Consider the following 22,241-nt stretch of genomic DNA (forward strand, 5'->3'; position numbering starts at 1 on the left):
CGCCCCACCGTTCCACAATGCGGATCAACTCGCGGGGGGCGCCCCCTCCGACGGCGCCTTGCGGCGCAGCCCCACCAGGTAGACCTCCATGCTGGCGCCGCGCGTCGCCTCGGGGCGCACCACCTTCACCTCCTCGAAGAGGGCGCGCACCTGGTCGCGGAAGTCCTCGAAGTCGCCCCCCATGAACACCTTCGCCACGAAGGAAGAGCCGGGCCGGCCCCGCTTCTGGGCCAGCTCCAGCGCCTTGCCCGCCAGCCGCAGGCTGCGCGCCTCGTCCGTGGCCTTGATGCCGCTCGTCTTGGGCGCCATGTCGGAGATGACCGCGTCGAACAGGCCGTCATGCAGCGCGGTGAGCTTCGCGTCGAAGTCGTCCGCGAGCACGTCCAGCACCGCCGTGCGCACGTGCCGCTGGGTGAAGGGACGGATGGCGACGATGTCCACGCCAATCACCTGCCCCGTGCCTCCCACCGCGTCCGCGAGGATCTGGAGGAACCCTCCAGGCGCGGCTCCCAGGTCCAGCACCACATGGCCCTTCTTCACCATGGGGAAGCGTTTGATGAGCTCGTCGACCTTGAAGGCGGACCTCGCTCGGAGGCCCTCCTGCTTGGCTTTCTGGAAATAGTGGTCTTTAGGACGGTAGGGCTTGCCCATGTCAGGGGGGCTCCCTACCATCCGCTACTGTCTTCGGGAAGCCGGGGCAGGCGTGGGTGTCGAGGCCCGCGCAATGGCGATTCCGGAGGACGAGGCGATGGGCACCCGGAGCTTGACGCTGGCGCTGTGCTTCACCCTGCTCTCCTCGGGCGGGGCGGTCTACTGCTACACCCGGGCGGATGCGCTCCAGGTGCAGGGGCAGTGGCTGATGGAGCGCGGCACCGCCCAGGCCCAGGAGTACGCCCAGCGGCTGGACGACAAGGCCGCCGCCGCCCAGCTCAAGACGTTCTCCGAGCGCCGCGGGGTGATGGAGAAGGCGCACCTGTGGGAGCGCGGGATGATGCTGGCCGTGCTGGCCGCCGCCCTGTCCCTGGTGGGTGCCTACGTGCTGTTCCTCCTCAAGCGCCTGGATGACCAGCTCCTGGATGCCCTCGGGGAGCTGCGCCCCTCCGCGCCGCCCTCGCCCGCTCCCTCGGAGCGCACGCCGGCGCTCGTGTCCAGCCTCCAACGGTAGGCCTCCCGGCCATCACGCCACGCTGGCAGAATGTCCCCCCTGCTCTTTCGCGGAGGTGGTCATGGCCGGCTGTGCGCACTGTGGACACACGCTCGACATCATCGCCAACCAGGTCGGTCGCAGCGACACGTGTCCGAAGTGTGACGAGGACGTGCGCTCGTGCCGCAACTGCCGGCACTACGACGCGAGCTTCGCCAAGGAGTGCAAGGAGCCCTTCGCGGAGGTGCCCTCCGACAAGGACGGCGCCAACTTCTGCGAGCTGTTCCAGATTGGCGAGGGCGGCCTGCACGCGAAGGCGAGCCGCGACGCGCTCATGAGCGCCGCCGAGGCCCTGTTCCGCAAGCGATGAAACGCCCCACGGCGGGCCCGTGATAGACGCTCGGGCATGAACCGAAAGCTCATCGGACTGCTCGCGCTGCTCGTGATCCCCGGCTGCGTCACCGTCGCCGCCACCACCGCCGCCGTGCCCAAGGAGCGGGCCACGGAGTGCGTGAAGATCTGCACCGACCTGGACATGGAGTTGGGCGCGTTGGTCATCATCCGCAACTCCGCGGGGTGCGTGTGCTCCCCCAAGGGCAAGCCGGCGACCCCCGAGGACATGGGCGCGGCGGCGGCGGGAGCGGTGCTCGACGACGAGCAGCAGAGCGGCACCTACGCCTCGCAGCAGGGCGGCGTCCGCTGAAGGAGCACGCCCGGGCGGACCGGACACCACCGTCCGCCCGAGCCGTGCTCACGGCCTCCTAGAAGCCGTAGAGCTTGGAGATGATCTCCTTCATCACCTCGGAGGTGCCGCCGCCGATGGTGATGAGGCGCACGTCGCGCCACATGCGGGCGACGGGCGTCTCCTCCACGTAGCCCATGCCGCCGTAGAACTGCTGGGCGTCGTAGGCCACGCGCTGGGCCAGGTCGCCCGCGAACAGCTTCGCCATGGAGATCTCCTTCACCGGGTTCTCCTTCCGGTCGAAGAGGTCCACCGCGTGGTACGTCAGCCGCCTGGCCGCCTCGATGGCCGTCAGGTGCTCCACGAACTTGTGGCGCCACACCTGGAACTTCATCAGCGGCCGGCCGAACGCCTCGCGCTCGTTGCCGTACTGGATGGCGTCCTCCATCATCCGCTCCATGCCGGCCACCGCGGTGATGGCGCCCACCAGGCGCTCGCCCTGGAAGTTCGTCATGATGTGGTAGAAGCCCTCGTTCTCCTCCCCCAGCACGTAGCGCGCGGGGATGCGGCAGTCCTCGAAGTACAGGACGGCCGTGTCCGAGGACAGGTTGCCCACCTTGTCGAGCTTCTTGGAGACGCCGAAGCCCTTCACGTCCGTGGGGAACGTCACCAAAGAAATGCCGCCGTAGCCGGCCTCACCCGTGCGCACCGCCAGCGTGATGAAGTCCGCGCGCGTGCCGTTGGTGATCCACATCTTCGAGCCGTTGATGACGTAGTCGTCGCCGTCCCTGCGCGCCGTCGTCTTGAGGCTCGCCACGTCCGAGCCGCAGCCCGGCTCGCTCACACCCAGGGCGGCGATCTTCTCGCCCTTGAGCGCCGGCTCCAGGAACTCCTTCTTCTGCTCGTCGGTGCCGATCTCGTTGATGATGGGCGTGGCCATCTGGCTCTGCACCAAGAGCGCCATGTTCACGCCCGCGTTCTTGCTGTAGCTGAGCTCCTCGCAGAACGCCGTGACGTACCAGTAGTCCAGTCCACTGCCGCCGAAGCGTGGATCATGGTTGATGCCGAGGAAGCCCAGCTCCGCGCACTTCTTGAACAGCTCGCGCGGGAAGATGCCGGCCCGGTCCCACTCCAGCCCGTACGGCGCCATCTCCTTGTCGACGAAGGCTCGCACCGTCCTGCGAAACGCCTCGTGCTCCTCGGTGAACGGGTTCGGCATGCACGCTCCTCCCTGGAGAAATCCGGGGGGTACCTCGGGGGATTGATTCGCGAATCAATACGCAGCCCCGTCCGGTGGGCAACACCCGTGACGCAACCGGCAAGGTGACGCAGTGAGCCAACCCGCTCGCCCTCCGGGGCAGGTCCCGCAGAAAGTCCTGCTTGCCCGGTAAGCGGGCGTTAGGTAGGCGCGGCAGGAGATAGTCCGCATCACGGAGTATCCCCTTGACAGACAGTTCAGTCTCTGTAGTTTCTGGGGCGCAGACTTTCCATGGCATCAAGCCGGAGCAGCGACCTGGAGGAGTCCAGGTCACGCGAGCCGGCAGGAGCAGGACGATCGTGATTCGACGCATGTGGATGGCCGCGGTGCTGGCGGCGGTGATTTCGACGGGCTGCGGCAAGGGTGGAGCCCAGCCGACCCTGCCCCAGCAGACGGGCCCGGCGGCGATGGGCGTGAAGGCGATTGCGCCCGCCACGGAGCTGGAGGCCAGCGTGACGCGCGTCACCGGTCAGGTCCGCTCCAAGCAGGAGGCGACGCTCAGCCCGCAGGCCAGCGGCACCATCGCGAAGATGCTGGTGAAGGTGGGCGACAAGGTGAAGAAGGGCCAGGCGCTGGCGGTGCTGGACACGTCCAACATCCTCATCGGCGTGGAGCAGGCGCGCGCGGTGAAGGCGGCGGCGGAGGCCGGGCTGCAGCTGGCGACGAACAACCTGGAGCGCACCCGCAAGGTGGCAGAGGGTGGCGGCATCGCGGCGGCCGGCCTGGACCAGGCGGAGATCGGCCAGAAGCAGGCGGCGGCCCAGGCGGCCCAGGCCACGGCGGCGCTGCGCATGGCGGAGGAGAACCTGCGCGACATGACCATCGTCGCCCCGTTCGACGGCGTCATCACGGCCCGGCTCAAGAACCTGGGTGACTCGGTGGCCATGACGCCGCCCACCGCGGTGTTCACCCTGGTGGACACCACGGGCCTGGAGGTCCGCGCGCTCGTGCCCGAGTCCGTCGTGGACAAGGTCAAGCCCGGCGTGAAGACGCACGGCACGGTGAGCCCCAGCGGCATGCGCTTCGAGGTGCAGGTGGCCACGGTGGGCGCGGTGGTGGACGCCACCAACCGCACCGTGGAGGTGCTGGCGGACGTGGTGGGTGAGACGACCAACCCCCTGCGCCCCGGCGCGCTGGTGGACCTGGACTTCTCCAACGTCGCGGAGCAGGCGGACGACAAGGGCCTGTTCCTGCCGACGCAGGCCGTCTCCGCGCGAGGCCAGGACGGCTTCGTGTGGGTGGTGCAGGACGGCACCGTGCGCAAGCGCGACGTGCGCGTGGAGCGCGTGCTCCCCGGCTACGTGCGCGTCCTCCAGGGACTCAGCGCGGACGAGCGCGTGCTCGCCGACTCCTCCCTGGACGTGAAGGAGGGCACGGCCGTCCGCGTGGTGCAGTGACGCCCTGCCCTTCCCCTTCGAGACTTATAGGGAGCTGCTGAATGAGCCCACTCAAGACATTCATTTCACGACCCATCTTCACCGCCATGTTGATGATGGCGGTGGTCGTGTTCGGCATCAACGCGTACCCGCGCATCGGCGTGGACCAGTTCCCGGACGTCGACTTCCCCGTCGTCACGGTGACGACGGTGCTGCCCGGCGCGGACCCGGAGACCATCGAGAAGAACGTCAGTGATCCGCTGGAAGAGGCGCTCAACACGCTCAACGGCGTGGAGCAGCTTCGCTCCATCAACATGGAGAGCGTGTCGCAGATCGTCGTGCGCTTCACGCTGGACACGGCGGTCGACGTGGCGGCGCAGGACGTGCGTGATCGCGTCCAGGCGACGCTGAGCAAGCTGCCGAACGAAATCGAGACGCCCGTCGTCGAGAAGTTCGACATCGGCGCGGCGCCCATCGTCACCCTGTCGCTGTCCGGCGCGCTGCCCATCCAGGAGCTGACGCGGACGGCCGAGGACATCGTCAAGCCGGCGCTGCAGCGTCAGCCGGGCGTGGGCAGCATCGACGTGACGGGTGGCCGGGAGCGTGAAATCCAGCTCGTGGTGGACCCGGACCGCCTGCGCGGCTTCGGCATGGCCATCAGCGACGTGAGCCAGGCGGTCAAGGCGCAGAGCCTGGACATGCCGGGTGGTCGCACCATGGACTCGGGCCGCGAGCGCGTGCTGCGCCTGACGTCCGAGGCCAAGAGCGTGGACGACATCCGCAACATCATCCTCACCAACACCAACGGCGCGCCGGTGCGCGTGCGTGACGTGGCGGACGTGGTGGACGGCCCGGAGGAGGCGCGCGGCGCGGCGAAGAACGGCGACCGCAGCGCCGTGGCGCTCATCGTGCGCAAGCAGTCCGGCTCCAACACGGTGCAGGTGGCCGAGCTCATCAAGGAGTCGCTGGCGGACATCAACAAGCAGCTGCCCGAGGGCATCCTCATCGAGACGGTGTCGGACAACTCGCGGTTCATCCGCTCGTCCATCGCGTCGGTGCAGTTCGACCTGGTGCTCGGCGGTGTGCTCGCCGTGCTCATCGTGCTGGTGTTCCTGCGCAACCTGAACTCGACCATCGTCGCCGCGATTGCCCTGCCGGTGTCCATCGTCGGCACGTTCGCCGTGATGGCCGCGCTGGGCTTCACGTTCAACATGATCACCATGCTGGCGCTGACGCTCTCCATCGGTCTGCTCATCGACGACGCCATCGTGGTCATCGAGAACATCGTGCGTCACATGGAGGAGGGTAAGTCCCCCATGCAGGCGGCCATGGACGGCGCCGGGCAGATCGCCGTCGCGGTGCTCGCGGTGACGCTGGCCATCGTGGCGGTGTTCATCCCCGTGGCCTTCATGGACGGCATGATGGGCAAGTTCTTCTACCAGTTCGGCGTCACGGTGGCGGTGGCCACGCTCATCTCCTACGCCGTGTCCATGACGCTCACGCCGATGATGTCGTCGCGCCTGCTTCGTCACCACGGCCAGCCGACGGGCATCTCCGCGAAGGTGGAGAAGGTGCTGGTGGGCATGGAGACCGGCTACCGCAACCTGCTGGCGGGCATCCTGCGTCGCCGGGCGCTGACGCTGGTCATCGCGGTGGGCGTGCTGTTCGCCACCTTCGCGATGGCGCGCTTCCTGAAGTTCACGTTCATCCCCGAGCAGGACAACGGCAACATCAAGATGACGGTGGAGCTGCCCATCGGCTCGACGCTGCAGGAGACGCAGGCGGAGCTGGACCGGCTCGACGCCGTCATCCGGCCGTTGCCGGGCATCGCCTCCACCTTCGCCACCGCCGGCGGCGGCGTTCAGGAGGAGGTGCACAAGGGTGAGCTGCTCATCAACCTGGTGAACGTGAAGCTGCGCGGCTACACGCAGGGCGAGCTCAAGACGTACCTGCGCCAGAACATCAAGGCGCCTCCTGGCGTCCACCTCGCGGTGCAGGACATCTCGCCGGTGGCCGGTGGCGGCTCGCGCACGCAGGCGGTGCAGTTCAACCTGCGCGGCGACAACTGGCAGCAGCTCATCGAGACCGCCGACAAGGTGAAGGCGGCCATGGCCAAGAACCCGGGCCTGGTGGACGTCGACTCCACGTACCGCTCGGGCAAGCCGCAGTACGACGTGGAGGTGGACCGCGAGCGCGCCGCCGCCCTCGGCGTGCCGGCCGCGTCCCTGGGCGCCACGCTGCGTGCCTTCCTCGGCCGCGACAAGTTCATGGACTACCGCGAGGGGGGCGAGACGTACGAGGTGAAGCTGAGCCTGCCGCCCTCCACGCTGGCGTCCGCGGACTCGCTGGGCAAGCTCACGGTGCGCTCGCCGAGCGGCCAGCTGGTGGAGCTGCGCAACCTGGCGAAGATCACCCCCGCCGACGGTCCGGTGCAGATCGACCGCGAGGCGCAGAAGCGGCAGATCACCCTGCTGGCCAACCTGGCCAGCGGCTACCAGCTCTCCGAGGCCATCGCGTTCATGAACACGACGGCGCAGGAGCTGGCGCCCGCGGGCGTCATCCACGACTTCGAGGGCAACGCGAAGGAGCTCGGCAAGGCGGTGACGGCGTTCGTCTCCGCGCTGCTGCTCGGCATCATCCTCGTGTACATGATTCTCGCGGCCCAGTTCGAGAGCCTGGTCCACCCGTTCACCATCATGCTGTCCCTGCCCTTCGCCTTCATCGGCGCCATCGGCGCGCTGCTCATCACCGGGCAGGCCATGTCCATGTTCGCCCTCATCGGCGTCATCATGCTCATGGGTCTGGTGGTGAAGAACGGCATCCTCCTGGTGGACTTCACGCTGCAGCTTCGTGAGGAGGGCAAGTCGGCCACGGAGGCGCTGCTCGGCGCCGCCCCGGTGCGTCTGCGTCCCATCCTCATGACCACCATCGCGATGATCGCCGGCATGGTGCCGGTGGCCATCGCCCGCGGCGACGGCGCCGAGACGCGCGCGCCCATGGCCATCACCATCATCGGCGGTCTCATCACCTCCACGGTGCTGACGCTGGCCGTGGTGCCGGTGGTGTACTCGCTGCTGGATCAGCTCACGGAGAAGTTCAAGCGCAAGAAGGGCCCGGGCTCCGCTCCGGACCACGGCACGCCGCACGCCGTGGACCCGCACAGCGGCAAGCCCGCGGTGGCCGCCGCCGCGCGAGTGGAGACGGCCTGATGCGAGTGCCGGCCAACAGACCGGCCCTCCGCGTGCAGCCGACGGGCGCGGGCGAGGAGGAGCTGGAGTCCACCGAGGATTCGGGCGCGGCCTACGAGGCGCCCCCCGAGGAGGACACCTCCACTCCCGCGTCGCGGCGGCTGCACGACCTCATCATCCAGCTCGGGCGCTACCGCTCGTTGAGGGATCCGCTGCACGGAATCTGCGAGAGCAACCAGCTCACCCCCACGCAGATCCACGTGCTGATGTGGCTGGGCAACGACGGCCCCACGCACGTGGGCGTCCTGGCCCAGCGGGTCGGAATCACGAAGAAGACCATCACCGGCGTGGTGGACCGGCTGGAGGACATGAAGATGGTGGAGCGCACGAGGGACGCCGAGGACCGGCGCGCCGTCGTCGCGCAGCTCACCCCGGAGGGCGTCAAGCTCTTCACCCTCATCAGCCGCAGCGTGGACCAGGGGCTGCGGCGAATGCTGGACCTGCTTCCCCCCGATGACCAGGAGGCCCTCTTCGGCCTCCTGGAGCGGGTGCTGAAGCGGCTCGGGACCACGCCCGAGCAGGCCATCTAGGATGGACGAGCGCGCGTCGGTGGCGACCTCCGCCCGACGCGCGCTCCGTCTCCTGGCGTGCCTCCCCTGTCTCTTCTTCACCCCACAGGTTCGAGCCGAGCCCTCGCCGCTCGCGCGTGAGCTGGCATCCAGGTGCCGTGCGTGGGCCTCGGATGCACGGGCTCCGTGGGCGCTCGCGCATGGCATGGCGCTGGACGGGCGTACGTTCCGCGCGGCGGATGGACGGCTCGCCGCCGAGGTCGTGGTGGCGGACTTCCTGCGCCAGGCGCCCGCGCGAGAGCAGACCGCGGCGAGCCGGGTGGACGTCTACTTCGACTCGTTCACGTCCGACGGCACACCGGTGGAGCCGCACCCGGCGCTCCAGGTGAAGACGCTGCTCGCCTCCGGGTTGCCCTTGTCACAGCGCTTCAAGACGGACTGGGGCGAGGTGACGCTGCGGGAGCTGGTGGAGGACGTGAAGCGCGACTTCCGCATGGCGCAGGTGGAGTCCGGTGAGAGCGCGTGGATGTTGGAGGCGCTCTCGCTGAGCTCGCGGCCCGGGGATTCGTTCCGTGACTCGACGGGGCAGCGGGTGCGCGTGGATGAGGTGATGACCCGTGCGCTCACGGCGCTGGAGACGGCGAACGCGGAGCTGGCCGAGGGGATGAAGGCGAAGCGGCCCGAGGTGCCCAAGCGGGGCCAGGGCATCTACGCGCATCCGTGTGGCGGGCTGCACTACTTCCAGGCCGTGGCCGGCTGGGCGCGGCATGCCTCGGTGCGCACGGCATGGAGACGACGGCTCGCGGCCCAGGTGGACGTGCTGCTGTATCGGCTGGATTCGGAGACGCGGCAGTACGAGACCGCGTGGGCCTCGGCGCCCGCGGAGCGCGAGCGCGTCCTCGCGCAGATGCTGAAGTTCCAGGGGCATCTGCTGGAAACCCTCGGGCGATTGAGGGAGGACACGGGCTGGCGCCCTACCCCCGCACAGCAGCAGACGGTGGAGCGGGCACGCCGGTACCTGGAGAACACGGTGCGCCGGATGGACCAGACGGGCCTGCTCGCCGCCCCCGCGGCGGTGGCCGGGCGCGACCCGCAGCTCGCGCTCGACCTGGTGGGCGATACCTGTCACGCCGCTCGAGGAGAGTCCTTCTGGAGCCCCCGAAAGCTCACACGCCCAGCCGCGCCATCTCCTCCTCGGTGAAGCCCGCCTCCGCGAGCACCTCGCGCGAGTGCTGCCCCAGCGCGGGCGGCTCGCGCAGCGGCGTGGGCCCCATGCGCAGCGGCGTCAGCAGGTGCGTCACCTTGCCCAGCCTGGAGTCCTCCGCCTCGACGAAGAGCCCCCGGGCACGCAGCTGCGCGTCCTTCAGCACGTCGTCCCCTTCGGCCACCGGCTCCACGCACAGGTCCGAGCCGGCGAACCGCTCCGCCCAGTGCGCCAGCGGCTTCGAGGCGAACAGCTTCGTCAGCTCCGCCTTCACCCGCGCGCCCGCCTCCCCTGGCGCGTACGCGTCCTCCATCAGGTCCGGCCGCTCCAGCCGCTCGCACACGCCCGAGAAGAACTTGGGCTCCAGCGCGCCCACCGCCAGCCACCGGTCGTCCGCCGTGCGGTACAGGCCGTAGCACGCATACCCGCCGTTGAGCGCCTCGCGCCCGCGCTCCAGGGGCGCGCCCTGGTCACCCATGAAGAGCCGCGCCGCCAGGTGCATGTGCAGGAACGCCGTGGCCCCGTCCGTCATCGACACGTCCACGAACCGGCCCAGCCCCGTGCGCTCGCGCTCGTACAGCGCGGCCAGGATGCCCACCAGCGCGAAGAGGCTGCCGCCACCGATGTCCCCCATCTGCACGCCCGGGAACGCCGGCGCACCGCCCGCCTCGCCGCCGTACCCCAGCAGCCCCGCCCGGGCGATGTAGTTCAGGTCATGCCCCGCCTTGAGCCGGTCCGGCCCCGTCTGCCCGTACCCGGAGATGGAGCAGAAGACGAGCCGGGGGTTCTCCGCGCGCAGCACCGCCTCCCCCACGCCCAGCTTGTCCATGACGCCCGGACGGAAGCTCTCCACCAGCACGTCGTGCGTGCGCGCGAGCTTCTTGAGCGCCTCGCGCCCCTCGGGCGTCTTGAGGTTCAACGTCAACGAGCGCTTGTTCCGGTTGAGCCCGTAGAACAGCGCCCCCACGTCGTCACGCGACGGCGGCATCGCCCGGACGTAGTCACCGCCCTCCGGCTCCTCCACCTTCACCACCGTGGCACCCAGGTCCGCCAGCACCAGCGTGGCGTAGGGACCGGGCAACAGGCGCGACAAGTCCAACACGCGCAAACCCTTCAGCGGCAACGTCGACATGGGAGTCTCTCCAGGAGGTGCTCGGGGGCCCGAAACGACACGCGGCGCGCTCCCGAGGACGGGGGCGCGCCGCACATGACTCACTCAAACGGCCATCAGCCCAGGATCTTCGCCAGCTTCATCGCGAGACCCATGTCCATGGGCTTGAACTTCAGCTTGCCCTGCATGGCCGCCATCTGGGGGTTGAGCGTCTTGTTCTTGATCTTCACGAAGTCGTCGTTGCTCACGAGGATGGTCATCTTCGACGCACCTTCGTGGCCGGCGGAGACCCAGCCCTCGGACTTGGTCAGGTCCAGCGTCCACTTCCCGCCACCCTCACCGGAGACGTCGAAGTGGATGATGGCGTTGACCTCCTTCGCCAGCTCCGGCTTCGCCGTGAGCTTCTGCGGAATCTCGGTCTCGATGATTTCCTTCGCGGTCGTCATGGGGCGCTCCTTGGCCTGGTCGTTGATTGGAGAATCAAGACGGGGGGACCGTAATGTCGCCCCCCTGGCAGGTCAAGGCATCAGATGCGCCGTGTTCATCACGCGCTGGTCGTGTTCGCGGCCGACGAGGGCAGTGAGCGGCGCACCATGTTGAGCAGATCATTGAGCTCGAACGGCTTGGCCAGGTGCCCCACCGCGCCGATGTCCTGGGCCTTGCTGCCCACGTTGCGGTCCGCGCTGAGGACGATGATGGGGATTTCCGCGTGCGTCGTGGGCCGCTGGCGCATGCGCTGGGCGAACTCCCACCCGTCCATCACCGGCATCATCAAGTCCAGCAGGATGAGGTGGGGGGGCTCCGGCTCGAGGCGCTCCAGGGCCTCCTTGCCGTTGCGCGCGCGGCGGATGACGAAGCCCTCGGCCTCGAGGATTTCGGAGAGGGCTTCGAGGATGTCCGGATCATCGTCCACGACGAGGACGACGGGGGCACCATCAGGCTGTGTGTTAGGCGGAGTCAGGGCAGTCTCCCTCGGTGCGACGCTGGGGATTCTTCCACCATCCTCCCACCCGGCGGCGCAACAAAAACGCGCTCCCCGCACGCGACGGGGGTGCACGTTGCAAAACCGACAGTCACGCCCCACCCTTTCCGTGACCTGCTGGACGGGAGGTGGAAAACGTGAGGAGCCCAGGGGAGATGGGAGCTGGCAGCACGGCGGAAGCGCCTGGCCTCGTCCTCGTCCCCACGCAGGGGCCCCCGCGCCTGCTGGGCGGCCTGCTGCTCGAGCATCTGGGCCTCCAGGCGCTGCCCGGGGACGTGAGCTCCCTGGACGCCCTGCTGGGCGCCGCCGGCTTCCAGCGCCGCATGGGGGACGCGCGCCTCTGGGAGAAGGACGACGACCACGTCCTGCTCGCGGGCGAGGAGTCCCTGGGCGACGGGGGGCGCCTGTTCTGGACCTTCCCCGTGGCGTGGGACGAGGCCGACAACCGCCGGCGGGTGCGCTACCTGGGCATGGCGTCCCACGACCTGCGCGGCTCGCTGGCCAACATCCGCTCCTATGCCGCGCTGCTGCTCAACGGCCGCTCGCCGCTGGAGCCCAAGGTGCAGCGCGGGCTGGAGACCATCCTGCGCAACGCGGACCGCTCGCTGTCCTTCTCGCAGGACTTCTTCGACTCCAGCCGCGCCGACCTGGGCTCGCTCGCCTGCGAGCCGGAGCGCCAGCCCCTGTTGCCCCTGCTGGACGCGGCGGTGGAGCGGCAGCGCGCGGCGGCCACCGCCGCCAACGTGGCGCTCGTGCTGGACCTGGACCCGAGCGAGGCCCAGCCCGAGGTGAGCGTGGACGGCGCCCGCATCCAGCACGCCCTGGAGGCCTTCATCCTCTACCAGCTCTCCCGCGCCCAGCCCGGCGAGGTCATCCACCTGCGCATCCATCCCGGCGCGCCCCGGGTGCGGGTGGAGGTGCGCCGCGAGGGGGTGCCCCTGTCGGACGAGGACGCCTCGGCGGTGTTCCGGCGCGAGGAGCGGGCCTTCCGGGAGAAGAAGCTGGAGGATCCGCTGCGCATCTACCTGGCCCGCCAGGAGGTGGAGGCGCACGGGGGGAGCGTGGGGGTGGAGACGGATCCGTCCGGCAGCTCCCTCTTCATCACCCTGACGGCGGTGCCGGGGGCCACGCTCGCAGAGGCAGCGGCCCTCCAGGCATGACTCGTCCGCTCTTGCTGGCGGTCCAAGGCGCCCCCCGGTATGCTCCGCCCGTTTTCACGAAGGAGCCGTGATGCTGGGGCTGAAGCCGATGGAACTTCTTCTCATCCTGTTTGTGCTGCTGCTCCTCTTCGGGGCCACGCGGCTGCCGCAGCTCGGCTCGTCCCTGGGCAGCGCGATTCGCAACTTCAAGCGCGGCTTCGGCGGCGAGGAGGACGCGGGGACGCCCGGCGCCGACAAGAAGGGCGGCAACCTGGCCAGCGGCGGCAACGTGGACAAGGACGTGAAGTCCTCGTCCCCCAGCAGCCACGCCTGAGCCCCGCTTCCTGAAGCACCCTTGAAGCGCGACGCCCGCTCCACCCCTCCTCAAGGGGCCGAGCGGGCGTTGACGTTTCCACCAGCCAGCCGGGCCCCCGGTCGACCGCACCGGGGGCGAGCGGCCTTGAGCGCTACTCGACGACGGCCACGTTGTCGTACATGGCGTCGATCTGCGCCTTGTACTTCTGGCTGCACACCTTGCGCTTCACCTTGAGGGTGGGCGTCAGCTCGCCGGACTCCTGGGTGAAGTCGGCGGACATGATGGTGAAGCGCTTGATGGTGGCGTACGGCGGCGAGTCCGCGTTCACCTTGTCCAGCACCGCCTTCACGGCCGCGTGGACCTCGGGGCGCTTGGCGTTCTCCGCGTAGGTGCCTACCGGGGCGCCCTTCTCCTCCAGCAGCTTCTTCGCCGTGTCCTCGCCCACGGTGATGAGCGCCACCAGGTACGGGCGCTTGTCGCCGTACACCATGGCCTGGCTGAGGATGGGGAAGGTCTTGAGCGTGTTCTCGATGTTCTGCGGCGCCACGTTCTTGCCGCCCGCGGTGACGATGATGTCCTTCTTGCGGTCGGTGATGCGCAGGTAGCCGTCCGAGTCCAGCTCACCGATGTCCCCGGTGTGGAACCAGCCGTCCGCCTCCAGGACCTCGGCCGTGGCCGTGTCGTTCTTGTAGTAGCCCTTCATGATGCAGGGGCCGCGGGCGAGCACCTCGCCGTCGGAGGCGATCTTCACCTCGGTGCCCGGCATGGCGGGGCCCACGGTGCCGATCTTGATCTTGTTCGGGCGGTTCGCGTTGGTGGGCGCGGCCGTCTCCGTCAGGCCGTAGCCCTCCACCACCTTGAAGCCGAGCAGGTCGAAGAAGTAGCCGATCTTCCGCGACAGCGGCGCGCCGCCGGAGACGAACAGGCGCATGTTGCCGCCCAGCTTCTCGTCCAGCGTGCCGCGCACCTTGGTGAACACCAGCTTCTTGGCCAGGGTGAACGCCAGGCCGTCGTAGTCGCGGCCCTGCTGCTTCGCCTCGACGTACTCGTCGAACAGCTTGAAGGCCCAGCGCGCCATCCGGCCCTTGAGGCCCGGGGCCGACGTGCCGTTGGACACCACCGTGTTGTAGACCTTCTCGAACACGCGCGGCACCGACGGCAGCACCGTGGGGCGCGTCTCCACGATGTTCGCCATCAGCTTGTCCACCGACTCCGCGATGATGAGCCGGAAGCCCATGGACAGCCACGCAGCCTTCACCACCTGCGCGAACACGTGCGCCAGCGGCAGGAACAGCATGACCGCGTCGCTGGGCTCCATCATCCCGATGGCCTGCACCGCGTGCGCCTGGTACGTCCAGTTGCCGTGCGTGAGGATGGCGCCCTTCGGGTCACCCGTGGTGCCCGAGGTGTAGATGAGACAGTTGGTGTCCTCGGACTTCACCGAGGCCACCCGCTCCTCGAAGGACGCCGGGTTGGCCTGGTGCGCCTCGCGGCCCTGGGCCATCACGTCCGCCAGCGCGACCTCCTGGCCGCCCGCCACGGCGCCCTCGAAGACGATGACCTTCTGGACGGTGGGGCACTCGGCCAGCTTCTGCCGCACGCGCGTCAGGCGGCCCGCCTGCTTGGCATCCTTCTCGTCATTGTCCACGAAGACGAAGGACGTCTCCGAGTGCTTGATGACGTAGCGGAACTCGTCCGGGAGGTTGGACGAATAGATGGGGACGGTGATGGCCTGCGCCGCCGTGATCGCCAGGTCCGCGACGATCCACATGAGGCTGGTGTTGGCGAACAGCGCCACCCGGTCCCCGGGCTTCACGCCCTGCGCCACCAGGCCCGCGGACAACGCCTTCACGTCGTCCAGCACCTGCCCGAAACTCACGTCCTGCCAGCGGCCGTCCTTCTTGTGCGTCACACCCGCCTTGGAGGCGTTCTGCGCGCGCTGGATCAGCAACTGGACCAGGTTTCCCTCCTGCGCTCCGGCCGCCGAAGCCGAAGGTCCTACCTGATTCTCTGCTCTCACTTGAGCTCCTCCTCGATGTCGGCTTCGACCTTCTTCGCCCACTCCTGGATGCGCCGTCCCTCCGGGGGGTCGTACACGACGCTGCCCTGCTTCACCTTCTGGATGGCGTTGCGCGCCTCCTTCGCCTTGTCGTCCCTGAGGAGCGTCTCGGCCAGGAAGTAGTACGCGCGCAACATCTCCGGATGCTGCTGGATGGCCTTCTCGTAATACTCGGCCGACTTCTTGAGATCTCGCTTCGGCCAGGGCAGCTCGTAGTAGTAGCGCCCCTTGGCCAGCAGCGGCGCGGCGCCGTAGAAGCCGGAGTCCAGCTTGATGGCCGCGTCGAGCCGCTCGTTGAACTTGCCTTCAAGGCCCTCGCCCAGCGCCTTCATCACCCCCACTGCTTGAGAGTAGGCGCCAATCCCCGCCGCCGCGAAGTAGTGGCCTTCCACGCGGTTGGGGGCCAGCTTGACGGCCTTCTCCGCCACGTCCCACGTCTGCCGGCCGAGCACCTTCTTGAGCTTCTCGCTCGCGGCCCCGTCCGCCTGCCACTGGAGCTGTCGCGCCTGGCGCCACACCAGCTCGAAGTCGTCCGGCGTCACCGACAGCGCCGCCTTGAGCTCGGCCTCCAGCGCCTTGCCACCCTCCGCCTCGCCACGTCGCTCATGCAGGGCATCCAGCCGAGCGAGCAATTCCGGCTCCGCCGCCCGTGCCGAAACCGCCACGAACGAGCACAAGGCGAATAAAATCAAGCGCATGGCGGGTGGGCTTAGCACGCACGCTCGGTTGCACGCAAACGACCAGGACCGACTTTTCCACCAAACAGAAGGGGCGGGTCCAGCCAGGGTAGAAGACCCCGCCAGTCCCGCCCCATTCGAGCGCCTCCCCAGGTGGGAAGCGAGGTGGCTCAGGCCACGTCCTGCAGGGCCTGCTCCTCGTTCTCGTTGAACGCCGAGAGGTAGCGCTCGAGGAACGTCTTCGTCTTGAGCTCCACCTGGCGCACGCGCTCGCGCGACACGCCCCAGCGCTGCCCCAGCTCCTCCAGCGTCAGCGGCTTGTCCTGCGTCAGCCGCTCCGTGAGGATGTCCCAGCCCAGGTCGCCGATGCGCTTGCGCACCTTGGTGAGCGCGTCCTGGATTTCGGTATCCTGCTCGTTCGACAGGAACACGTCCTGGGGCGACGGCCCGTTGTCCTCCAGCCGGTCCAGGAAGGTCGTCTCGCCTTCCTCGTCGATGGAGGCGTCGAGCGAGAAGTCCACCATGCTGCCCCGCTCGGCCTCGCCGCCGCGCACCTGGCTGCGGTTGTCCTTCAGATAGCGGGTGATGTAGGCGCGAATCCACCACACCGCGTACGTCGCGAAGCGCACGTTCTTCTTCGGATCGAAATGCTCGATTGCCTTCATCAGGCCGACGTTGCCTTCCTGGACGAGGTCATCCAGGCGAGCGCCGCGATTGGCGAACTTCTTCGCGACGGCGACAACGAAAGCCAGGTTGGAGGTGGCGAGCGTCTGCCTCGCCGACTCGTCGCCCTTGCGAGCGCGCCGAGCCAGCTCGTACTCCTGCTCGCGAGTCAGTTGCTGGTGTCCCCCCAGCTGACGCAGGTATTGCGACAGGCCCTCCGCCGCAAACTTCGTCGAGTTGGCCATGATTTCCCGTCCTCCGTTCGATGCCGGACGCGCCGTCCCCGCCGACTCGCGTCCACCTGTCTCTAGGACGCCCAACGAGCGAAAGGGTTTCTCATTCCATCGCCGAAAGTCGTTTCGACTGTCGAACTTCGCCCTCACGCGGACGCAAGGCTTGCGCTTCCGCTGACTTGCAAGGTCGAGAAGCACCGACTCCCACGGCGATGGCCGCGACGCGGCCACTCACTCATCAACGTTTGAGCGCGGGGAAGATTTTCTCGGGATTGAGCAGCCCTGATGGGTCGAAGAAGGCCTTGAGCCGCCGCTGCAATTCCAGCAGCGCTGGCTGCTGTTCGAGCGCGAGAAATTCCCGCTTCGCGAGGCCCACACCATGCTCGCCTGTGATCGTCCCGCCCAGCTCCACCGTCATCAACAACATGCGGCGCAGCGCCTCATCCACCAGCGGGCGTTGATGCGGGCCTTCATAGAGGATGTTGGCGTGGAGGTTCCCATCGCCCGCATGGCCATACGTGGCCACGGTGAGGCCCAGCTGGGCGCCCATCGCCTTCAAGCGCTCGATGACCTCGGGGATTCTCGAACGTGGGACGACGATGTCCTCGGAGACCTTGCGCGGCTTGAGCGCGCGCAGCGCGGGGGAGATGACCCGACGCACGGCCCACAGTTTCTCGCGTTGGGAATCATCCTGCGCGACGAGTGTTTGACTGGCTCCCTGCTGTGCGCAGATGTCGCCGAGGCGTGACAGCTCCTCGAACAAACCCTCTGCGCCGTGGCCATCGACCTCGGCGATGAGGGCCGCGCCCGCGCCGGGTGGGAACTGGAAGCCGCGTCCGTCCACCGCGCGCAGGGCCACGTCGTCGATGAGCTCCAGGCATCGGGGCAACAGGCCCGCCGCGAGCACGGCCGACACCGCGCGGGCCGCGTCCAGCACCGACGGAAAGACGACCAGGGCGGTCAGCACTTTTCGTGGGAGCGGAATGAGCTGGAGGGTGATTTCGGTGGCCACGCCCAGCGTGCCCTCGGAGCCGACGAAGAGGCCCACCAGGTCGTAGCCGGCCACGCCCTTGATGGTGCGCCGCCCCACCTTGACGACCTCGCCGTCCGGGAGCACCCACTCCAGGCCGATGACGTAGTCGCGCGTGACGCCGTACTTCAGCGCGCGCGGGCCGCCCGCGTTCTCCGCGACGTTGCCGCCCAGCGTGCACGACTCCCAGGAGTTGGGGTCCGGTGGATAGAAGAGCCCCACGGCCTCCACGGCCTTCATCAGGTCGCCCGTCACCACGCCGGGCTCCACCACCGCGGTGAGGTCCTCCACGGAGATGGAGCGGATGCGGTTCATGCGCTCCAGGCTCACCGCCACGCCGCCGCACAGGGGCAGCGAGCCACCGCTCTTGCCCGTGCGCGCGCCACACGGTGTGTAGGGGACTCCGTGCGCCACGCAGGCCTTGAAGATGGCGGAGACCTGCGCGGTGTCCTCGGGGAACACGACGACATCCGGAGGGAAGATGCCGCTGTCGGACTCGTCCCGCGCGTAGGCGGCGAGCGTGGCCTCGTCGCGCTTCAGCTGCCCGGCGGAGAGCACCCGCGAGAGCGCCTCGCACACGCGCTCCACCCGCTCGGGCTCCACGCGGTCCGGCCGCGCGGACACGTCACTCATCGCCGCGCCCCGAGCCGCGCCCACAGCTCGCGTCGCAGCGCACCGTCGCTGCGCAGCTCGCCTTCATAGGCCTCCGCGTGGGTGATGGCGTCGCGCTGCTGGGGACCGCGCATGCGCAGGCACGCCTGCTCCGCCTCGATGATGCACGCGGTGGCGGGGCTGCCCAGCTCACGGGCCAGGGAGCCCGCGACCTCGCGCGCCAGGTCCTCCTGGAGGATGAGCCGGTGCGCGAAGCAGTCCACCAGCGCGGACAGGCCGCCGAAGCCCGCCACGTGCTTGCCCGGGACGTACGCCACATGCGCGACGCCCGTCACCGGCAACAGGTGGTGCGGACACATGGAATGGAAGCGCAGGCCCGTCACCACCACCAGCTCACGCGACGAGCCGCGCGGCGCGGAGAACGTCTTGCCCAGCACCTCTCCGGGCGTCTGGGCATAGCCGTCCAGGAACTCGCGGCTCCAGGCGTCGGCCACGCGCTTGGGCGTGTCCACCAGGTTCTCGTCATCCATCGGCAGGCCGGCGGCCCGGAGGAAGGCCTCCACCGCGCTCGCCATGGCGACGGGGTCTGGCACGCTGGCGAAGGACCTGGGGGCAGGGACTCCGCGGGGACGGACTTTGGACGAGCTCACGGGGCAAGGACTCCTGCGGGGGTGCGGGCGCTCAACGGCCGGGCACCCTATCCGATGCGGCGATGAGGATCTCCCCACCTCGCACGAGCACGTCGTAGATGCGAACCTTCGCCTCCGGGCGCCAGGGGCACAGCCCCGTGCGGACATCGAACGGCCAGGCGTGCAGGGGACAGTGCAGCAGCGTCCCCTCCAGATCTCCCTCATGAAGCGAGCCGCCACGGTGGGGACAGGTGTCCTCCAGCGCGTGCACCTGCCCGTCGACCCGCACCAGGGCCACCCGGGTGTCTCCCACCTGGACCACGGCGCGACCGCGTGCGTCCAACGCGGTGAGCCGCGCCACCGGAATGAAGCGTCCGTCCGGTTGTCCTTCCTCCATCCAGGTGTCTCCCTCGCCCGGGCCCACCGGGCCGCCCTACGTGAATGCGGTGACACGAGTATGCGTCCCACCACCGTGCTAGCCTGCCTTGACTCTCCCGGGGGCCGTCAGTAGAGCACCCGGGCCTCCCCCCTTCCCGCCGATGACCCAGCGCGCCCATACCTTCGCCCGCGGCACCGCGACGCTGTTGGTCGTGCTGTGGGCGTTGCAGCCGCTGGGGACCCTGCTCCATGCCCGGGACGCGCACGCGCACCGCTTCTGTCCCGAGCACCAGACCTTCGAGGAGACGGCCAAGGGCACGGGTGCCATCCAGGCCCGGCTCGCCCCGGAGAAGCTGGCGCAGCTGACCGCCGTTCCTCCCTCGGGCACGGACTCCAGCCGGCCGACCCACGAGACGTGCCCCCTCCTCACGTCGAGCTCGCGCGACGAGGGGTGGTTCGTCGCGCCCTCCTCGTGGGTCCTCGCGCGGCTCGTGGTGAGCCGTCCCACCACCGCGCCGCCCCACGTCACCCCTCCCCTCTCCGTCCTCGACACCGCGCCCAAGTCCTCGCCACCCGCGCACGCCTGAGTCGCGTCCGCAGTGAGCTTGCAGGTCCTGTGCTGTGGGGCGCCACGCGCACGCGTGCGTCCCGTCCGAGGAGCATCACCGGTGTCATCCGTTCCACGTCGTCCGCACGGCGCGCTTTTCGTCGTGTCCCTCTCCGTCCTGTTGTCCACGGCCACGGCCGCGGCGCAGGAGCTTTCCCCACCCTCTCCCGATGCGGGCGTCCCCGCGTCGGACGCGCCCACCGCCGAGCCCGACGCCGGCCCTTCCTCCGACCTGCCCGCCGGCCTGACGCCGGAGGAGATGGCTCAAATCGAGAAGGCCTTCGGCGGCGACACGCAGCAGGGCGTGCCCGCCAGCACCTCCGCCGCGCCGGATGCCACACCCGGCGGGGGCTTTCCGCTGTCCATCCCTGGCGCGAGCAGCGGCACCAACTTCCTGGACATGAGCTTCATCCTGGATGTGGCCGCGGCGGCCTTCACGTCCAAGGAGCCGCTGCAGGGCGGCGCGCATGACCCCACGCGCAACGGCTTCAACCTGCAGCAGTTGGAGCTGTCCATCGGCTCGGTGGTGGACCCGTACTTCCGCTTCGACGCGAACATCGTCTACAGCCAGTTCGGCGTCGAAATCGAGGAGGCCTACGGCACCACGCTGGCGCTCCCCGCGAGCCTCCAGGTGCGCGCGGGTCAGTTCCTCACCCGCTTCGGCCGGCTCAACGCCACGCACCCGCACGCGTGGGACTTCGTGGACCAGCCCTTCGCGATGAGCCGCGTCTTCGGCGGCGAGGGCAACCGGGGCCTGGGCGTGGAGCTGTCGTGGCTCACGCCACTGCCCTGGTTCGTCGAGGTGACGGGCAGCCTCACCGACGCCACCGGCGAGGCCACCGCGCGCAGCTTCCTGGCGTCCTCGGGCGACCGCGTGTTGTCGCCGTTGGACCTGCAGGCCACGGGCGTCGTGAAGCAGTTCTTCCCGCTGTCGGACGACCTGTCCTTCATGTGGGGTCTGTCCGGCGCCACGGGCCCCAACCCCACCGGCTACCGCAACCGCACGGACATCTTCGGCACCGACCTGTACCTGCGCTACCGCCCGATCACGGAGGCGAGCAACACGCTGGTGTCGCTGCAGGTGGAGGCGCTCTACCGACGCAGGCAGGTGCCCGGCGACGTGCTGACGGACTTCAACGCCTACGCCCAGCTCGCGTGGCGCTTCTCCCAGCGATGGGCCACCGCCGCGCGCTACGAGCTGGGGACCGCGGCCAAGGGTGAGGACGGCCAGGTGGCCGTGGACCCGTTGGACCCGGAGTGGACGAAGCGTCGCGACCGCGTCTCGGTGAACCTCACCTTCTGGCCCACCGAGTTCTCCCGCCTCCGCTTCCAGGCCGCGCGTGACAACGCACGGTGGCGCGACGAGGCGGACTACTCGGCGTTCCTCGCCCTCGAACTGGTCACGGGTGCCCATGGCGCCCATGCGTTCTGAACCTCTTTCACGGGAGCCCTTCCCCATGCGTTCTCTTCGATTCGTCGCGGCCCTGTGCGCCGCCCTCTGTGTGCTCGCCGCCGCCCCCGCGCTCGCGGCCGTCAATGTCGTCACCACGCTGCCGGACCTCGCCGCGCTGACCAAGGCGGTGGGCGGAGACCTGGTCAAGGTGCAGTCCATGGCGCTCGGGACGCAGGACCCGCACCGCGTCGACGCCAAGCCCAGCCTCGCGCTCGCGCTGCGCAACGCGGACCTGCTCGTCTGCGTGGGACTGGACCTGGAGGTGGGCTGGCTGCCGAACCTCCAGACCGGCTCGCGCAACCCGCGCATCCAGCAGGGCAGCCCGGGCTTCCTCAACGCCTCGCAGTTCGTGCGGCTGCTCGAGGTGCCCCCCACCAAGGTGGACCGCAGCGAGGGCGACGTGCACCCCGGCGGCAACCCCCACTACCTCTACGACCCGAGGCAGGGCGCGGCCGTGGCGCGCGGAATCGCCGAGCGGCTGGCCCAGCTCGACTCCAAGAACGCGGCCACCTACCGCGCCAACGCGGCGAAGCTGACGGCGGACCTGGATGCGGCGCGCGTGGAGTGGGAGAAGCGGCTGGCGGGCCTGAAGGGCGCGCCCGTGGTCGCCTTCCACCGGACGACGGCGTACCTGGCGGACTGGCTCGGCTTCGACGCCATCGCGTTCCTGGAGCCCAAGCCGGGCATCCCGCCCAACCCGTCGCACGTGGCCGGCGTGCTGGTGCTCGCGCGTCAGCGCAAGGCGCGCATGGTGCTCATCGAGAGCTACTACAACGACCGCGAGGCGAAGATGCTCGCCGGCATGATTCCGGCGCCGCTCGTCGTCCTCCACGGCGGCACGGACTTCCGCGCGGGCGAGACGTACCTCCAGCACATCAACGAGATGGTGGGCAACCTGGAGAAGGGCCTCAACGCCGGGAAGGGGGGCTGA

General features: G+C 69.2%; 23 protein-coding genes. 12 read left to right on the forward strand and 11 right to left on the reverse strand.

The features are described from left to right. Positions 1–24: 24 nt before the first annotated feature. The gene (locus K8625_RS30430) at positions 25–672 is read right to left on the reverse strand and encodes an RlmE family RNA methyltransferase (protein ID WP_074957450.1); all 648 of its coding nucleotides are present in this window, start codon (positions 670–672) and stop codon (positions 25–27) included. Between the two features lie 52 nt (positions 673–724). On the opposite strand from K8625_RS30430, the gene K8625_RS30435 reads away from it, so the two are divergent. The 3 genes from K8625_RS30435 to K8625_RS30445 all read left to right on the forward strand — a co-directional run bounded on the left by K8625_RS30435 (position 725) and on the right by K8625_RS30445 (position 1,847). After that, complete coding sequence (locus K8625_RS30435; protein WP_223750062.1) at positions 725–1,165, forward strand: hypothetical protein; 441 nt, start codon at positions 725–727, stop codon at positions 1,163–1,165. 61 nt (positions 1,166–1,226) lie between these two features. Next, complete coding sequence (locus K8625_RS30440; RefSeq protein ID WP_046713217.1) at positions 1,227–1,514, forward strand: hypothetical protein; 288 nt, start codon at positions 1,227–1,229, stop codon at positions 1,512–1,514. Positions 1,515–1,550: 36 nt separating this feature from the next. Next, a complete protein-coding gene (locus tag K8625_RS30445; protein WP_223784682.1) occupies positions 1,551–1,847 on the forward strand; it encodes a hypothetical protein in 297 nt (98 codons plus the stop codon). 58 nt (positions 1,848–1,905) lie between these two features. Here the strand turns inward: K8625_RS30445 and K8625_RS30450 are convergent, their stop codons facing one another. Next, positions 1,906–3,045: an acyl-CoA dehydrogenase family protein gene (locus K8625_RS30450; RefSeq protein WP_141322803.1), complete on the reverse strand. Its 1,140-nt coding sequence runs from the start codon at positions 3,043–3,045 to the stop codon at positions 1,906–1,908. Positions 3,046–3,395: 350 nt separating this feature from the next. Here K8625_RS30450 and K8625_RS30455 point away from each other — a divergent pair, with 350 nt between their 5' ends. Genes K8625_RS30455 through K8625_RS30470 form a run of 4 tightly spaced genes read left to right on the forward strand, consistent with a single transcriptional unit; the run spans position 3,396 to position 9,418 of the window. After that, positions 3,396–4,481, forward strand: a complete 1,086-nt coding sequence (locus tag K8625_RS30455) for an efflux RND transporter periplasmic adaptor subunit (protein ID WP_255653572.1) — start codon at positions 3,396–3,398, stop codon at positions 4,479–4,481. Between the two features lie 41 nt (positions 4,482–4,522). Then, positions 4,523–7,669: an efflux RND transporter permease subunit gene (locus K8625_RS30460; RefSeq protein ID WP_223784683.1), complete on the forward strand. Its 3,147-nt coding sequence runs from the start codon at positions 4,523–4,525 to the stop codon at positions 7,667–7,669. Then, positions 7,669–8,238, forward strand: a complete 570-nt coding sequence (locus tag K8625_RS30465) for a MarR family winged helix-turn-helix transcriptional regulator (protein ID WP_141322801.1) — start codon at positions 7,669–7,671, stop codon at positions 8,236–8,238. The genes K8625_RS30460 and K8625_RS30465 overlap by 1 nt, the downstream gene beginning before the upstream one ends. A gap of 1 nt (position 8,239) precedes the next feature. Beyond that, entirely contained in the window at positions 8,240–9,418 is a 1,179-nt protein-coding gene (locus K8625_RS30470) for a hypothetical protein (protein ID WP_223784684.1), read from the forward strand. Here the strand turns inward: K8625_RS30470 and K8625_RS30475 are convergent. The 3 genes from K8625_RS30475 to K8625_RS30485 form a co-directional block, all read right to left on the reverse strand. Then, the gene (locus tag K8625_RS30475) at positions 9,384–10,553 is read right to left on the reverse strand and encodes a CaiB/BaiF CoA-transferase family protein (protein ID WP_223784685.1); all 1,170 of its coding nucleotides are present in this window, start codon (positions 10,551–10,553) and stop codon (positions 9,384–9,386) included. The two genes, K8625_RS30470 and K8625_RS30475, sit on opposite strands and share 35 nt — an antisense overlap. Before the next feature lie 95 nt (positions 10,554–10,648). Beyond that, entirely contained in the window at positions 10,649–10,978 is a 330-nt protein-coding gene (locus tag K8625_RS30480; protein ID WP_223750067.1) for an SCP2 sterol-binding domain-containing protein, read from the reverse strand. A gap of 98 nt (positions 10,979–11,076) precedes the next feature. Then, on the reverse strand, positions 11,077–11,445 hold the full coding sequence (locus tag K8625_RS30485) for a response regulator (RefSeq protein ID WP_174816746.1): 369 nt from the start codon (positions 11,443–11,445) through the stop codon (positions 11,077–11,079). A 224-nt stretch (positions 11,446–11,669) separates the two neighbouring features. Here K8625_RS30485 and K8625_RS30490 point away from each other — a divergent pair, with 224 nt between their 5' ends. Further along, on the forward strand, positions 11,670–12,674 hold the full coding sequence (locus K8625_RS30490; RefSeq protein WP_223750068.1) for a sensor histidine kinase KdpD: 1,005 nt from the start codon (positions 11,670–11,672) through the stop codon (positions 12,672–12,674). 88 nt (positions 12,675–12,762) lie between these two features. Beyond that, positions 12,763–12,987 carry a twin-arginine translocase TatA/TatE family subunit gene (tatA, locus tag K8625_RS30495; RefSeq protein WP_223750069.1) on the forward strand — a complete coding sequence of 75 codons (225 nt, stop codon included), beginning with the start codon at positions 12,763–12,765 and terminating at the stop codon, positions 12,985–12,987. Between the two features lie 133 nt (positions 12,988–13,120). On the opposite strand, the gene K8625_RS30500 is transcribed toward tatA, so the two are convergent. The 6 genes from K8625_RS30500 to K8625_RS30525 all read right to left on the reverse strand — a co-directional run bounded on the left by K8625_RS30500 (position 13,121) and on the right by K8625_RS30525 (position 19,269). Next, complete coding sequence (locus K8625_RS30500) at positions 13,121–14,989, reverse strand: long-chain fatty acid--CoA ligase (protein WP_223784686.1); 1,869 nt, start codon at positions 14,987–14,989, stop codon at positions 13,121–13,123. Continuing rightward, on the reverse strand, positions 14,986–15,726 hold the full coding sequence (locus K8625_RS30505; protein WP_223784687.1) for a tetratricopeptide repeat protein: 741 nt from the start codon (positions 15,724–15,726) through the stop codon (positions 14,986–14,988). Before K8625_RS30505 ends, K8625_RS30500 begins: the two co-directional genes overlap by 4 nt. 149 nt (positions 15,727–15,875) lie before the next feature. After that, complete coding sequence (locus tag K8625_RS30510; RefSeq protein ID WP_046713205.1) at positions 15,876–16,613, reverse strand: RNA polymerase sigma factor RpoD/SigA; 738 nt, start codon at positions 16,611–16,613, stop codon at positions 15,876–15,878. 226 nt (positions 16,614–16,839) lie between these two features. Then, entirely contained in the window at positions 16,840–18,264 is a 1,425-nt protein-coding gene (locus K8625_RS30515) for an FAD-binding oxidoreductase (RefSeq protein WP_223784688.1), read from the reverse strand. Beyond that, positions 18,261–18,818: a GTP cyclohydrolase I gene (folE, locus tag K8625_RS30520; RefSeq protein ID WP_046713204.1), complete on the reverse strand. Its 558-nt coding sequence runs from the start codon at positions 18,816–18,818 to the stop codon at positions 18,261–18,263. Before folE ends, K8625_RS30515 begins: the two co-directional genes overlap by 4 nt. Before the next feature lie 106 nt (positions 18,819–18,924). Next, positions 18,925–19,269 carry a Rieske 2Fe-2S domain-containing protein gene (locus tag K8625_RS30525; protein ID WP_223750073.1) on the reverse strand — a complete coding sequence of 115 codons (345 nt, stop codon included), beginning with the start codon at positions 19,267–19,269 and terminating at the stop codon, positions 18,925–18,927. 142 nt (positions 19,270–19,411) lie between these two features. Between K8625_RS30525 and K8625_RS30530 the strand changes: the two genes are divergently transcribed. The 3 genes from K8625_RS30530 to K8625_RS30540 all read left to right on the forward strand — a co-directional run bounded on the left by K8625_RS30530 (position 19,412) and on the right by K8625_RS30540 (position 22,241). Continuing rightward, positions 19,412–19,837, forward strand: a complete 426-nt coding sequence (locus tag K8625_RS30530) for a hypothetical protein (RefSeq protein ID WP_223750074.1) — start codon at positions 19,412–19,414, stop codon at positions 19,835–19,837. 81 nt (positions 19,838–19,918) lie between these two features. Next, positions 19,919–21,289, forward strand: a complete 1,371-nt coding sequence (locus K8625_RS30535; RefSeq protein WP_223784689.1) for a zinc-regulated TonB-dependent outer membrane receptor — start codon at positions 19,919–19,921, stop codon at positions 21,287–21,289. 25 nt (positions 21,290–21,314) lie between these two features. Further along, positions 21,315–22,241 (forward strand): metal ABC transporter substrate-binding protein, encoded by a 927-nt coding sequence (locus K8625_RS30540; protein WP_223750076.1) that lies wholly within the window; start codon positions 21,315–21,317, stop codon positions 22,239–22,241.

Origin of the sequence: Myxococcus sp. AS-1-15 (assembly GCF_020037055.1) — a bacterium.
Lineage (GTDB): Bacteria > Myxococcota > Myxococcia > Myxococcales > Myxococcaceae > Myxococcus > Myxococcus fulvus.